General features: G+C 68.1%; 13 protein-coding genes. 8 read left to right on the top strand and 5 right to left on the bottom strand.

What is annotated here, in order from left to right; all coding sequences use genetic code 11:
- Together BMW75_RS29220 and BMW75_RS21115 are read right to left on the bottom strand one after the other, a co-directional pair.
- On the bottom strand, positions 1-248 hold a 248-nt coding region (locus tag BMW75_RS29220; protein WP_371467475.1), incomplete at its 3' end, for a helix-turn-helix domain-containing protein.
- Between the two features lie 112 nt (positions 249-360).
- Entirely contained in the window at positions 361-2,022 is a 1,662-nt protein-coding gene (locus BMW75_RS21115; protein WP_092581703.1) for a Na/Pi cotransporter family protein, read from the bottom strand.
- A gap of 173 nt (positions 2,023-2,195) precedes the next feature.
- Here BMW75_RS21115 and BMW75_RS21110 point away from each other — a divergent pair, with 173 nt between their 5' ends.
- Entirely contained in the window at positions 2,196-3,587 is a 1,392-nt protein-coding gene (locus BMW75_RS21110) for an L-serine ammonia-lyase (RefSeq protein WP_092581702.1), read from the top strand.
- A 73-nt stretch (positions 3,588-3,660) separates the two neighbouring features.
- Here BMW75_RS21110 and htpX read toward each other — a convergent pair whose 3' ends face one another.
- Positions 3,661-4,542, bottom strand: coding sequence for a protease HtpX (gene htpX / locus BMW75_RS21105; RefSeq protein ID WP_092581701.1), 882 nt, complete (start codon positions 4,540-4,542; stop codon positions 3,661-3,663).
- Positions 4,543-4,696: 154 nt separating this feature from the next.
- Here htpX and BMW75_RS21100 point away from each other — a divergent pair, with 154 nt between their 5' ends.
- Positions 4,697-5,551, top strand: a complete 855-nt coding sequence (locus tag BMW75_RS21100; RefSeq protein ID WP_092581700.1) for a DMT family transporter — start codon at positions 4,697-4,699, stop codon at positions 5,549-5,551.
- A gap of 40 nt (positions 5,552-5,591) precedes the next feature.
- Positions 5,592-6,443 carry a sulfurtransferase gene (locus BMW75_RS21095; RefSeq protein ID WP_092581699.1) on the top strand — a complete coding sequence of 284 codons (852 nt, stop codon included), beginning with the start codon at positions 5,592-5,594 and terminating at the stop codon, positions 6,441-6,443.
- A 58-nt stretch (positions 6,444-6,501) separates the two neighbouring features.
- Here BMW75_RS21095 and BMW75_RS21090 read toward each other — a convergent pair whose 3' ends face one another.
- On the bottom strand, positions 6,502-7,071 hold the full coding sequence (locus BMW75_RS21090) for a phosphonate degradation HD-domain oxygenase (RefSeq protein ID WP_092581698.1): 570 nt from the start codon (positions 7,069-7,071) through the stop codon (positions 6,502-6,504).
- A 53-nt stretch (positions 7,072-7,124) separates the two neighbouring features.
- Positions 7,125-7,988, bottom strand: a complete 864-nt coding sequence (locus BMW75_RS21085) for a LysR family transcriptional regulator (RefSeq protein WP_076519682.1) — start codon at positions 7,986-7,988, stop codon at positions 7,125-7,127.
- Positions 7,989-8,132: 144 nt separating this feature from the next.
- On the opposite strand from BMW75_RS21085, the gene BMW75_RS21080 reads away from it, so the two are divergent.
- The 5 genes from BMW75_RS21080 (at position 8,133) to BMW75_RS21060 (ending at position 14,213) form a co-directional block, all read left to right on the top strand.
- Complete coding sequence (locus BMW75_RS21080) at positions 8,133-9,206, top strand: putative 2-aminoethylphosphonate ABC transporter ATP-binding protein (RefSeq protein WP_076519683.1); 1,074 nt, start codon at positions 8,133-8,135, stop codon at positions 9,204-9,206.
- A complete protein-coding gene (locus tag BMW75_RS21075) occupies positions 9,184-11,004 on the top strand; it encodes a putative 2-aminoethylphosphonate ABC transporter permease subunit (RefSeq protein WP_175493236.1) in 1,821 nt (606 codons plus the stop codon). Before BMW75_RS21080 ends, BMW75_RS21075 begins: the two co-directional genes overlap by 23 nt.
- An 18-nt stretch (positions 11,005-11,022) precedes the next feature.
- Complete coding sequence (gene phnX, locus BMW75_RS21070; protein WP_175493235.1) at positions 11,023-11,853, top strand: phosphonoacetaldehyde hydrolase; 831 nt, start codon at positions 11,023-11,025, stop codon at positions 11,851-11,853.
- 117 nt (positions 11,854-11,970) lie between these two features.
- Positions 11,971-12,993, top strand: coding sequence for a putative 2-aminoethylphosphonate ABC transporter substrate-binding protein (locus BMW75_RS21065; RefSeq protein WP_076519687.1), 1,023 nt, complete (start codon positions 11,971-11,973; stop codon positions 12,991-12,993).
- An 89-nt stretch (positions 12,994-13,082) separates the two neighbouring features.
- Positions 13,083-14,213 carry a TIGR03364 family FAD-dependent oxidoreductase gene (locus BMW75_RS21060; protein WP_092581697.1) on the top strand — a complete coding sequence of 377 codons (1,131 nt, stop codon included), beginning with the start codon at positions 13,083-13,085 and terminating at the stop codon, positions 14,211-14,213.
- Positions 14,214-14,255: the final 42 nt, after the last annotated feature.

Genomic DNA, 14,255 nt, shown 5'->3' with positions numbered 1-14,255 from the left:
CGCTGCTCGGGGGTAAGCACTTTGCCTTGACGATCCATGTCCACTCCTCTGACCGTCGGCAGGCTCCAGCCGCTTAGTCCCGGCCGACCATGCTTGCGCAGCCACACCAGCACCGTCGACCGACCTTGGATTCCATAGCGGCGCTGAGCCTCTTTGTACGTCAGCTCGCCTTTTTCCACCTGCTCGACAACGGACAGTTTAAAAGCCAGGCTGTAGTCCCGCTGGGTGCGCTTGATCCTTGATTCCAATTGACTCTCCCTTTTTCTCTCAAAAAGGTGTCAACCAATTCCAGGACGGGTCAGCCCGGAAACAAAAAGCCGATCCTGGGATCGGCTTTTTTTCGCGTGAAGGCTAAGGCTGTCAATTGCCGGCTTCGCGCAGCCGGCTCGGCAGCAGCTCGCCGTGACGCGCCAGCAAGGGATAGGCGGCGGCGCCCACCAGGTGGGAATTGATGCCCTTCATGTCCCGCAGGATGTCCAGGTACAGCGCGCCGACTTCGGCGGCATCGACTTCGCCGGACTTGATCTTCTGCAGGTGCGTATCGGCAGCCTGCGTCTCGATGCTGCGGAACCGCGCCTTCTCGCCGGCCAGCGCGCGGGCCTGGCGCAGGTCGTCGTTGACGAAGAGCGCGGCGGCCGTGCGCTGGTTCGCGATGAGCTGGCCCAGCGTGTCGTCCAGGCTGGCGCGCTGCTCGGGCGAGAAGACCCAGCCCTGCTTGCGCAGCTTGGCGACGTGGCTGAGGAGCCCGTGGTGGGCGATGTCGCCCGCATGCCCGATGTTGCTGGTGAACGCCAGGATGTCGTCCAGCCGTTGAATGTCTTCGCGCGTCATGTTTTCCTGGTCCAGCGTGGCCAGGTAGGTCGTGATGGCGTTCTCCAGCTTGTCCAGCGCGCCGTCGAGCTGGCGCGCCTGCACCATGCGATGGCGGTTGTCGCGCTTGAAGCCGGCCCGCGCGTAGAGCAGCAGCGTCTGCAGCATGTCGGCCATGCGCAAGGCTTCGCGCGCGGCGTTGCCCAAGGCCACGGCGGGCACATCGTGGGCCCATTCGTCCAGGTATTGGGGGCGGGACGGGTCGTTCGGATCGGCGCGCTTGGGCAGCCAGCGGGTGAGCAGGGCGGCGTAGGGCGTCAGGATCGGCAAAAAGACCAGGGCGATGACCGCGTTGAACAAGGTGTGGAAGTTGGCGACCGCGCGCGCGGGATCGTTCGCCATCCCGGTCATCCACGGTTGCAGGAAAGGCAGCAGCATCAGCCCGGCCAGCACGCCCAGCACCCGCGTCAGCAGGTTGCCCAGCGGCAGACGGCGGGCCGCCGGGTCGTCGCCCGTCACGCCTTCGATCATCGGGTTGATCGCGGTGCCCAGGTTGGCGCCCAGCACCAGCGCGAACGCCACGTGCGGCGCCACCATGTTGTGGCTGGCCAGGGACATCACCAGCACCACCACGGCCACGCTGGAATGGGCCGCCCACGTGAACGCCGCGGACAGCAGCACCGCCGCCACGGGCTGGGTGGCCAGGGCATCCAGCATCACCCCCAGCATCGGGGCGGTCTGGAACGGGGCGAACAGCTCCACCAACTGGTGCAGCGACAGCAGCAACAGGCCCAGCCCGATGAATACCCGGCCCAGGTCGCGCGTGCGGCCTGGCGGATAGCGCCGGAACATCCAGACGCCGGCGAGAATCAGGATGGGCGCCAGTTCGGTCAGGTCGAAGGACAGGAGCTGCACGATCAGCGTGGTGCCCACGTTGGCGCCCAGCATGGCCGCCAGGGCCGGCGCCAGGCCAACGACCCCGCCAGCGGCGAAGCCGGTGATCATGAGCCCGGTGGCGGTGCTGCTCTGCAGGGCGGCGGTGATTCCCAGGCCCGCCCCGAACGCGCGCAACCGCGTGCCCAGGGCGCGTCCGAGCGCGGCGCCGAGCGCCGCCCCGAAAGCGCGCTGCACGCCCGTTTGGACCATATGCACGCCCCAGAGGAGCAGCGCCACGTAGCCGGCGAAGTCAAGCAGAATAATGAGTCCAGACATCCAGGCGTAGTTCCGTTCTTTTTATGACAAGTAATAATTCTGTAATGATCGCACGCCCCGGCGGCCTTTGACACCCGGCGGGAAGAGACAGGATACGCCCGGGGGGCTTTGCTGCGTGCGCCCTGGGCTGCGCGTATCATTGCTTCATCACCGTGGATGTACTGGAGTTTTGCGTGGCCGTTTCCGTTTTCGATCTGTTCAAGGTAGGCATAGGCCCATCCAGTTCCCACACGGTGGGCCCGATGCGCGCGGCGCTGCTGTTCGCCCAGGGGCTGGAGCGTGACGGCCTGATTCCGCGCGTCGCCAGCGTGCGGGCCGAACTCTACGGGTCGCTGGGCGCCACCGGCAAGGGGCACGGCACCGACAAGGGCGTGCTGCTGGGCCTGATGGGCGAGGCGCCAGACACCGTCGATCCCGCCGCCATCGCCGGCATGGTCGCGTCCGTGCGCGCCAGCCGCCAATTGCCCCTGCTGGGCAAGTACCCGCTGCCCTTCGTGGAGAAGGAGCACCTGATGTTCTACCGCCGCGAAGCGATGGCTGAACACCCCAACGGCATGAAATTCCACGCGTTTGACGCCGACGGCCAGACGCTGCGCGAATCGCGTTACCTGTCGGTGGGCGGCGGCTTCGTGGTCACCGCGGGCGCGTCCAACAGCCAGGTCATCGCGGCGCACGACCAGTTGCCGTATCCGTTCCGCATGGGCCGCGAATTGCTGGCCATGTGCCAGGAAAACGGCATGACCGTCGCCGGCATCATGATGCAGAACGAGCTGACCTGGCGCGAGGCGTCCGAAGTGAATGCGGGCCTGGACCGCATCTGGCAGGTCATGCAGGACTGTGTGGCGCGCGGTTGCGGCATCAACTACCCCGAGGCCGATGGCGAACTGCCCGGTCCGCTGCGGGTGCGCCGTCGCGCGCCCGAGCTGTACCGCAACCTGACGCAGCGCGCGGAACGCACCCTGTCCGACCCGCTGTCGGTCATGGACTGGGTCAACCTGTACGCGATGGCCGTGAACGAAGAGAACGCCGCCGGCGGCCGCGTGGTCACGGCGCCGACCAACGGCGCGGCGGGCATCATCCCGGCCGTGCTGCACTACTACGACCGCTTCGTGCCCGGCGCCAACCGCGAGGGCGTGCGCGAATTCCTGCTCACCGCCGGGGCCATCGGCCTGCTGTACAAGTACAACGCCTCGTTGTCCGGCGCCGAGGTGGGCTGCCAGGGCGAGGTGGGCGTGGCCTGTTCCATGGCCGCCGGCGGACTGGCCGCCGCCCTGGGCGGCTCGGTCGAGCAGGTGGAAAACGCGGCCGAGATCGGCATGGAACACAACCTGGGACTGACCTGCGACCCCGTGGGCGGCCTGGTGCAGATCCCCTGTATCGAGCGCAATGCGATGGCGTCCGTCAAGGCGGTCAATGCCGCCCGCATGGCGCTGCGCGGCGACGGGCAGCACTATGTGTCGCTGGATTCGGTCATCAAGACCATGCGCGAAACCGGCGCCGACATGAAGACCAAGTACAAGGAAACGGCCCGCGGCGGCCTGGCGGTGAACATCGTCGAGTGCTGAGCGGCAGGATCGCCCGTCCCCAATGAAAAAGCCCCTCTTGCGAGGGGCTTTTGCTGCCGGGGCCGACGTCCGATCAGATCACGCGGGCGTTCTGCAGGGCGGCGATGCGGGCCGGGATCGGCGGGTGCGAGGCGAACATGGCCGCCAGGCCGCCCTTGCCGGTGATGCCGGACGCTTCGAACGACTTGGGCAGTTCGCCCGGCTCCAGGCCGCCCAGGCGGGCCAGGGCGCGGATCATCGGTTCGCGCGCGCCCATCAGGTGCGCCGAGCCCGCGTCGGCGCGGTATTCGCGCTGGCGCGAGAACCAGGCCACGATGATGGAGGCCAGGACGCCGAAGATGATTTCACAGACCAGCACGGTGACGAAGTAGCCCGGGCCGATGCCGCGCTCGTTCTTGAACACCACGCGGTCGATGAAGTAGCCGACCACGCGCGCCAGGAAGATGACGAACGTGTTCACCACGCCCTGGATCAGGGTCAGGGTAACCATGTCGCCGTTGGCGATGTGCGCGACCTCGTGCGCCAGCACGGCGGCGACTTCTTCCTCGGTCATGCTTTCGAGCAGGCCCGTGGAGACGGCGACCAGCGAGTCGTTCTTGAAGGCGCCCGTGGCGAACGCGTTGGGCGCGCCTTCGTAGATGGCGACTTCGGGGCGGCCGATGCCGGCGCGATCGGCCAGTTGGTGGACCGTGTCCACCAGCCAGGCCTCGCGCTGGCTGCGGGGCGCGTTGGGGTCCAGCACCTGGGCGCCGGTGCTCCATTTGGCCATCGGCTTGCTCATGAGGAGCGAGATGATGGCGCCGGTAAAGCCCACCACGACCGAGAAGATCAGGAGGGCGTTGAAGTTGATCCCGTTGGCCGTGATGATGCGGTCCACGCCCAGGATGCGCAGCGTGGCCGACAGCACGAGCATGACGGCCAGGTTGGTAATGACGAACAGAACAATGCGTTTCATGTTTTTTTATTCCTCTGCGAGCGGCAAATACGCGGAATTCGACATGGCGGGGCCTCGCCAGTTCCCCGACTCGCCGGCTCCGCTACCGGTGACGGAGAGTATAGTATCGCTTTCCCTTATTCCTCCCCCCACTTTTCCCTTAGCGTAGACCCGCATGCAGGCTCTTTGGATGTTGCTGGCGTCCGCCATGTTCGCCATCATGGGGTCGTTCGTGAAGCTCGGCACCGAGCACGGCGCCTCGCTGCCCCAGGTCGTGCTCTTTCGCGGCCTGCCCTCGGTGATCCTGCTGCTGATCTGGGCGCGCGCCGGCCGCCAGTCCATCATTCCCACGAGCTGGAAGCTGCACGTCTGGCGCAACCTGTCCGGCGTGACGTCGATGTGGCTGGGTTTTTTCGCCATTTCCCATCTGCCGCTGGCCACCGCCACCAGCCTGAACTACACCGCGCCGCTCTTCATTGCCTGTTGGATGCTGGGGTGGGGCGGGGCGCAGCGCGATCCCGTGCGGATCCTGGCGGTGGCGCTGGGATTCCTGGGCGTGATCGCCGTCCTGCGGCCCAGCATCACCGAAGACCAGTGGCTCGCGGCCCTGCTGGGCATGGGCGCCGGCGCCATGTCCGCGATCGCCATGATGCAGATTCGCGAGCTCGGTCGCATCGGCGAACCCGAATGGCGCACCGTGCTGTTCTTTTCGGTGGCCGTGTGCGCGTCCAGCGGCGCGGGCCTGGCTATCGAAGGCTGGGGCACGGCCGACTGGACCGGGTACTTGTCGCTGCTGGGCGTTGGGCTGGCCGGGCTGTTCGGCCAGCTCGCCATGACCCGGGCGTTCGGCATGGGGTCGGCGCTGCTGACCGCCGCCTTGCAATACAGCACCATCATCTTCGCGGCGCTGCTGGGCATGGGCTTCTGGGGCGACCATCTGGACGCCCTGGCCTGGGCCGGCATGGGCCTCATCATCTTCGCGGGCCTGCTGTCGGTGTGGCGCACCATGCGCGACCCCAAGCCGGCCTGAAAGCCGGCGCCCGCCGCCATCCCGACCTGGAGCCCCCTGAATGACGACGACACTGATTTCCGCCGCCGATCTGGCCGCGCGCCTCGACACGTCCGACGTGCGCGTGTTCGACGTGCGCCATGACCTGACCAATCATTCGGCGGGCCGGCAGGCCTACGACGCGGGCCACATTCCCGGCGCCCGCTACCTGGACCACGAAACCGAGCTGGCCGCCGCCCGCACCGGCAAGAACGGCCGGCATCCGCTGCCGGACCGGGCGCAATTCGGCGCCCTGATGGCCGCGCACGGTGTCACGCCGCAAACGCTGGTGGTGGCCTACGACGCAAGCGGCGGCATGTACGCCGCGCACCTGTGGTGGATGCTGCGCTGGCTGGGCCACGACCGGGTCGCCGTGCTGGACGGCGGCTGGCAGGCCTGGACGGCCGCCGGCCTGCCGGTCAGCCACGAACCCGCGCCGGCCGTGCAGCCGGGCCAGCCGGTCGAGCCGGGCGCCGCGCTGGCCGGCGCCGTGGATGCCCAGGCGGTGCTGGCCAACCTCTCACAGCCGTCCTTTACCGTGATCGATGCGCGCGCGGCCAACCGCTATCGCGGCGAAGTCGAACCCATGGACCCGGTGGCGGGCCATATCCCCGGCGCGCTGAACCGGCCGAACGGCGAAAACCTCCAGCAGGACGGCCGATTCAAGACGGCCGAGCAACTGCGCGAGGAATTTTCCCGCGTGCTGGCGGGGCGCGAGCCGGCTTCCATCGTCCACCAGTGCGGCTCGGGCATTACGGCCTGCCATAACCTGCTGGCCATGGAAATTGCGGGCCTGCCGGGTTCGCGCCTCTATCCGGGCTCCTGGAGCGAATGGTGCAGCGATCCCGCCCGGCCGGTGGCCAAGGGCGAGTGAACGACAGCACAGGCCAGGACATGGCGTCCTGGCTTTTTTCATGGACGCCCGGGGCGCGCTACCAGACGGCGGCCAGTTTGACCCGCCCGGACACGCTTTCGGCGATCTCCAGAAAGTGGTCCAGCGGCGGCGTGGCCAGGCCCGGCACCTTGGCCATGTCGTCCCAGCGCCGCAGTCGGATCGCATCGGGCGCCCCGGGCATGCTGGCGAAATCGACCGCCTGGCCGGCATCGAAACTGCCGCCCTGCAGCGCCAGGCTGCGCCGCGAGTCCTCCGACAGCGTGGCCTCGTAATGCGGCTCGACGTAGCAGAGGTAGCGCTTGGCTTCCACGTGCAGCCGGATCGGATCCAGCACGGCGGCGCTGAACAGGCCGCGCAGGAAGGGCAGCACGAAATACTGGTGCTTGTCGTCGAGGCCGCGCAGCGTGGGCGTGCCGGGCCGGTCGGCGATCAGGTGGCCCAGGTCGTGCAGCAGGCAGGCCGTGATGAGATGGGCATTGGCGCCGTGCCGCTCGGCCAGGGTCGCCGTCTGCAGCGCGTGGCGCAGATGGCTGACGGATTCGCCGTCATAGGAACGGTGTCCGCGTTCCAGGAAGATTTGTTCGATATCCTGCAGGGTCAAGGCCATGGTTGTCTCCTGAGTGGCCGCAAGGGGAAGAGGCGGGCAGTGGCCGCGAAAGGTCAGCCGGCTGCCGGCGCCATCTCCAGAAAGCGCGCGATGAGCTGCACCGGTTGGCGCTCGCGCAGGCAGTACAGGTATTCATTCATCACGATGTCGGCGTCCTGGATGTCCAGGGCGGCCAGGTCGGGATGGGACGGGATCTCGCGGGAGGGGATCAGGCTGATCCCGAGCTCGCACAGGATGGCCTGCCGGATCGATTCGCGGCTGCCGATTTCCAGCGTGCGGCGCACGGTGACGCCGGCCGCGGCCAGCGCCTCTTCGGTGAGCTGGCGCGTCATCGAGCCGGGCTCGCGCAGCAGCAGGGCGTGCTCGGCCAGATCGGCCAGCCGGACCTGTCCCCGCCGGGCCAGCGGATGGGCGCGATGCGCCACGACGCGGATCGGGTCCGCCGCGATCTTGCGCCGGTACACGTGCTTGTCATCCATCAGAAAGGAAGACGTGGCAATCTCGATGCGGTAATCCTGCAGCGCCTGGAGCATCGATTGCGAGTTGCCGATCGTGACGGTCAGGTCGATGCCCGGATAGCGCTGGTTGTAGCGGCGCACGGTATCCATGATGTAGTAGGGACCCGTCGCCCCGATGCGCAGGTTGCCTTCGCGCAGATCGCTGGCGTCGCGCAGCCGGAAATCGATTTCGGTCTCCTGCTGCACCAGCTTTTCCACCATGGGCATCAGGTTTTGCCCCGCGTCCGACAACCGCATGCCCCGCCCCTGCCGGTGGAACAGTTCGATGCCGTAGCGCGATTCGAGCTGGCGCAGTTGCCCCGTCACGGTGGGCTGGCTGACGCCCAACTGGGCGGCGGCCTTGGTGACGGTGCCGCAGCGGGCCACGGCGTAGAAGGATTTGAGTTCGGCGACAAGCACGGTCGGAGCGATGGTTGGACGCAATGCGCAAGACCGCCAGTACACCAAAATAATTTGATGTTTTTATTACTGCATTTGCGCGAAGTGTCATAAACGCTCAATACGCGGCTTCCATACTGCCTTCGTTCCCAGACCGGAGGCCCCATGGCCCAACGCGATACCGCCTTTCTATCCGTGCAGAATCTCGTGAAGCGATTCGGCAGCCACACGGCGCTGGCCGACGTTTCCCTGGATATCCGTGCCGGAGAGCTGGTGTGCCTGCTGGGGCCCTCGGGCTGCGGCAAGACGACGCTGCTGCGGGCGATCGCGGGGCTGGAGCGGCAGGACAGCGGAACCATCGTGCTGTCGGGCCGCGACATCTCCCATGCCGAGCCGCAGGCGCGCGACTACGGCATCCTGTTCCAGTCCTACGCGCTGTTCCCGAACCTGACGGTGGCCCAGAACGTGGCCTACGGGTTGAGCGGCAAGCGCGCGCATCGCAGCCACGTCGCCAGCCGCGTCGAGGAAATGCTGACGCTGGTCGGCCTGGCCGGCGCGGCGCAGAAATACCCCGGGCAGATCTCTGGCGGCCAGCAGCAGCGTGTGGCGTTGGCGCGCGCCCTGGCGCCGTCGCCGTCCCTGCTGTTGCTGGACGAGCCCATGTCGGCGCTGGATGCGCGGGTGCGCGAACACCTGCGGATCGAGCTGCGCGCGCTGCAGAAGCGCCTGTCCATCACCACGCTGATGGTGACGCATGACCAGGAAGAAGCCATGGTGATGGCCGACCGCATCGCGGTCATGAATGGCGGCGTCATCGAACAGTACGGCACGCCGCGCGAGCTGTATCGCCAGCCGGGCTCGGCTTTCATCGCCGATTTCGTGGGCGAGGCCAACTGGCTGCCGTTCGAACGCATCGACGCGCACCGGGCGCGCGTGGGCCGCCAGGAACTGGCGGTGGACGCCGCGCTGGAGGCAGGCGCCGGCAAGCTTTTCGTGCGCCCCGAGGCCGTGCGCGTCAGCATGGCCAGGCCCGAAGCGTCCAACGCCATGCTGGCCGACGTGCTGGACGGCGTGTTCCTGGGCCGCAGCTATCGCCTGGCCTTGCGCCTGGAGGGCGTGCCCGGCGCCACCATCCACTCCATCGTGCCCCCTGAAACCGGAGACGCCCTGCTGGGCCCTCACGCCGCCAGCCGCTGCTGGGTGGAGCTGCCGCGCCATGCGATACGCGCCTACGCTTGATCCGGCCATGAACGATTCCCGCGCCATGGCCCAGCCAGCCCCGATTTCCGCCTCCGCCGCCCGGCCCGCCACCCTGGCCGCGTCCGCGCCGCTGCCCGCGCTGGGACGGCGCCCGCTGCCCGCCTGGATCGGCGCGCTGGGCCTGACGCTGGGGCAGGGCGGCCTGGCGCTCGGCCTGCTCATATTCCTGGCGCTGCCGCTGGCGGCGATCCTGGTCAAATCCGTCACCGATGCCGAAGGCGACTGGGCCGGCCTGTCGGTCATCGCGGGCATCATCGGCGCCGACGGCTTCCTGGCCATGGTGGGACGCAGCCTTGCCGTGGGCGTGGTGACGACCTTGCTGGTCGTGCCCTGCGCCTATGCGTTTGCCTATGCGCTGACCCGCACCCGGCTGCCGGGCAAGGGCATTCTGCGCACGATCGCGCTGCTGCCGTTGCTGGCGCCTTCGCTGTTGCCCGGCATCGCGCTGGTCTATCTGCTGGGCAACCAGGGCCTGCTCAAGGGGCTGACCGGCGGCGCCACCATCTATGGCTTCTGGGGCATCGTCGTGGGCGAAGTGTTCTACACCTTTCCCCACGCGCTCATGATCCTGCTGACCGGCCTGGCGCTGGCGGACGGCCGCCTCTACGACGCGGCGCGCGCCATGGGCGCGGGACCGTGGCGCACTTTCCTGACCGTCACGCTGCCAGGCACGCGCTATGCGGTGTTTTCGGCCTGCTGCGTGGTGTTCACCCTGACCGTCACCGATTTCGGCGTGCCCAAGGTGGTGGGCGGCGACTACAACGTGCTGGCCATGGAAGCCTACAAGGCGGTGGTCGGCCAGCAGAACTTTCCCAAGGGGGCGGCGATCGGCATCCTGTTGCTCCTGCCGGCGCTCCTGACCTTCGTGCTCGACCGGCGCCTGCGTGCCCGGCAGGGCGCGCAGATGAGCGGGCGCGCGCAGGCTTACGCGGCGGCTCCGAACGGCCGGCGTGATGCGGCGTTCCTGGTGCTGGCCGGCGTGATGGCCGCCTTCCTGCTGGTCATCATCGGCGTGGCGGTCTGGGCCTCGTTCGTGAAAATGTGGCCGTACAACCTGTCGATGTCGCTGCGCTCGTACGATTTCGACAACATGGACGGCGGCGGCTGGCTCGCGTGGCGCAACAGCCTGCAGCTTGCGTTCTGCACGGCGCTCGTGGGCACCGTCGTGGTCTTTGCCGGCGCGTGGATGATGGAGAAAGTGCCCGCCCGCGGCGCGACGGCCCGCGGCCTGCGCGGCATGGCTGGCATGCTGGCGCTGATGCCGATGGCCGTGCCGGGACTGGTGCTGGGCCTGGGCTACATCTTCTTCTTCAACAGCCCCGCGAATCCGCTGAACGTGCTGTACGGAACGATGCCGCTGCTGGTGCTGTGCACGGTCGTGCACTTCTACACCAGCGCCCACCTGACCGCCGCCACCGCGCTCAATGCGCTGGACCCGGAATTCGAGGCCGCCTCCGCGTCCCTGAAGGTGCCGCGCCTGACGACCTTCCTGCGCGTGACCCTGCCCATGTGCCTGCCCGCGGCGCTGGACGTGGCCCGCTACCTCTTCGTTTCCGCGATGACCACCGTGTCCGCCGTGGTGTTCCTGTACAGCCCGTCCACGGTGCTGGCCGCCGTCGCCGTGCTCAACATGGACGACGCCGGTTTCATCGGACCGGCCGCCGCCATGTGCACGGTCATCATGGCCAGTTCGGCCGCCGCCGCGCTGCTGCTGTACCTGGCAAGCCGCGCCCTGGTGGCGCGCAGCCAGGCCTGGCGACAGCCTGCGGCCCGTTGATAGACCCTTTTTTCCAGGATGATTTCCATGACTGTTCAACCCTTGCCCGTCCGCCTCGAGGCGGTGATATTCGACTGGGCCGGCACGCTGGTCGATTTTGGCTCCTTCGCGCCCACCAAGGTGTTCGTGGATGCGTTCGCGCAGTTCGGCATGGACGTGTCCCTGCAGGAAGCCCGCGGCCCGATGGGCATGGGCAAGTGGGACCACATCCGGACCCTGTGCGACCAGCCGGCCATCGCCGCCCAGTACCAGGCCCGCTTCGGCCGCCTGCCGAGCGATGACGACGTGACCGCCATCTATGAACGCTTCCTGCCGATGCAGCTGGAAAAGGTCGCGCAGTACTCCGCGGCCATTCCGGGCGCCGCCGACGTGTTGCACGCCTTGCGCCAGCGCGGCCTGAAGATCGGCTCGTGCTCCGGCTATCCGGGCAGCGTCATGCAGCGCGTCGTCGAGCGCGCCGCCGCCGAGGGGTTGACCCCGGATTGCATCGTCGCCAGCGACGAGGTGCCGCGCGCGCGTCCCGCGCCCGCCATGGCCCTGAAGAACGTGGTGGAGCTGGGCCTGTCCGACGTGGCCGGCTGCATCAAGGTCGACGACACCGCGCCGGGCATCGAAGAGGGCCGCCGCGCCGGCATGTGGACCGTGGGCCTGCTCCTGTCGGGCAACGCCGCCGGCCAGACGCTGGACGAGTACCTTGCCCTGGACGAGCCGGCCCGCGCCGCGGCGCGCGCCGCCGCTCGCGAAACGCTGGCGCCCGTTTCTCCGCATTACCTGATCGACACGGTGGCCGACCTGCCGGCCGTGGTCGACGCTATCGAAGCCCGTCTGGCGCGAGGCGAACGCCCTTGATCTAGACGCCCGCCGCCCGGCGCACCGGGCCACCCCTGATTCCCTGCTCCGCAGCCGGCACCCGCCGGCCGTGGGGACCTCGTTCACCCTGTTTTCCGCTCACCCACGGAGTTGTTCATGAATCGCTACAAGCTGCTTGCACTGGCCGCCGCCCTGACGGGCGTGATGGGCGCCGCCTCGGCCGAGACCACGCTGACCGTCTACACCGCGCTGGAAGCCGACCAGATCAAGGCCTACCAGGCCGCGTTTGAAAAGGCCAATCCCGACATCAAGATCCAGTGGGTGCGCGACTCCACCGGCATCATCGCCGCCAAGCTGCTGGCCGAGAAAAACAATCCCAAGGCCGACGTGATCTGGGGCCTGGCCGGCACCGCGCTGGGCCTGATGGACAAGGAAGGCATGCTGCAGCCCTACGCCCCGAAGGGACTGGACCAGATCGCCGCCAACATGCGGGACGCCAAGGCCGTACCCGCGTGGGTCGGCATGGACGGCTACGCCGCCGCCATCTGCTTCAACACGATCGAAGCCGACAAGCAGAAGCTGCCCAAGCCCACGTCGTGGCAGGACCTGACCAAGCCGGTGTACGCCGGCAAGATCGTCATGCCGAACCCGGCGTCCTCGGGCACGGGTTTCCTGGACGTGAGCGCCTGGCTGCAGATGTTCGGCGAAGAGAAGGGCTGGGCCTACATGGACGCCCTGCACAAGAACGTGGGCTCGTACACGCACTCGGGCTCCAAGCCCTGCAACATGGCCGCCGCGGGTGAATTCCCCATCGGCATCTCGTTCGACTACCGCGCGGCCAAGCTGAAGGCCGACGGCGCGCCCGTCGAGGCCGTGTTCCCGTCCGAGGGCCTGGGCTGGGAAGTGGAAGCCACCGCCATCATGAAGGGCACCAAGAACCTGGACGCCGCCCGCAAGCTGGCCGACTTTTCGGCCAGCCGTGAGGCCAACGAGCTGTACAAGGCGAACTTCGCGGTGCTGGCGATCCCGTCGATCGCGACGGCCAACCCCAACCTGCCGGCCGACCTGACCTCGCGCATGATCAAGAACGACTTCACCTGGGCCGCCACGAACCGCGACCGCATCATCGCCGAGTGGACCAAGCGCTACGACGGCAAGTCCGAGCCCAAGAAGAAGTAAGTCCGTGACCCACGCGGCGGCGACGGGCCGCCGCGCACCGGGAGGCCCGCGACGGGCTTCCCCGTTATCCCTCTTGCAGTATTCCGAAGATGAGAACATTCGACGTAATCGTGGTGGGCGCGGGCATGCTCGGCATCGCGCATGCCTGGGCCGCCGCCAAGCGCGGCCAGTCCGTGGCCGTCATCGAGCGCAGCCGCCAGGCGCATGGCGCCACGATCCGCAATTTCGGCCAGGTCATCGTGACGGGCCAGGCGCCCGGCACCATGCTGTCGCACGCGCAGCAGTCGCGCGAGCTATGGCTCGACCTGGCCGGCAAGGCGGGCTTTCATGTGCGCGCCAACGGTGCGCTGGTGCTGGCCCGCAACGCCGACGAGGCCGACGTGCTGCAGGAATTCGCGGACACGCGGCTGCGGCAGGAAGGGTATCGCGCCGAGCTGATGTCCGGGCGGGAGGTGGCGGGCCTGTACGGCGGCCAGCTCGCGCACCACTGCATGGCGCTGCGCGGCCTCGACGACCTGCAGATCTATTCGCGCGAGGCACTGCCGGCCATCACGCATTACCTGCAATCCACGCTGGGCGTGGCCTTCATCACGGGAACGCTGGCGCGCGCGGTGGAGAACGGCGAAGTCAGCACCACGGCGGGCGACTTCAAGGCATCGCATGTGTTCGTCTGCCCCGGCCACGACTATCTGACCTTGCTGCCCGAACGTTTCGCGCCGCTGAACCTGGAGGTCACCCGCCTGCAGATGCTGCGCGCGGCCTTCGACACCCATCCCATCGCGCTGGACCGTCCGCTGCTGACCGGCCTGTCCTGCGTGCACTACGGCGCGTTTTCGGACCTGCCGTCCGCGCAGGCGCTGCGCGACGTGATCCAGGCGCGCACGCCCATGCTGCTGGAAAACGGCATCCACCTGCTGATCAGCCCCACGCCCTACGGCGAACTGATCATCGGCGACTCGCACCGCTATGGCCAGGACGCGTTGCCGTTCAACGACGAGGCCGTCGACAACGCCATGCTGGATCTCGCGTCCCACGCGCTGGGCGCGCGGCTGCGGGTGCTCGAGCGGTGGCAGGGCGTCTACGGCGCGCATGGCCCGGCGCCGTTCTCGGTCATGCCGGTCGATGCGGCGACGACCGTGGCGGTCATGCATTCCGGCGTCGGCATGACGGTGGGCCTGGCGATCGGCGAACGGACCGTCGCCGGCGTGATCGGGCGCTGAAGCACCCCGCGGCTTGCAGACGAAAAAAGGGCCTCGCGAATC

The sequence above is a fragment of the Achromobacter sp. NFACC18-2 genome (genome assembly GCF_900108985.1).
Classification (GTDB): domain Bacteria; phylum Pseudomonadota; class Gammaproteobacteria; order Burkholderiales; family Burkholderiaceae_B; genus Achromobacter.
This window is presented reverse-complemented; position numbering and strand designations above follow the sequence as displayed.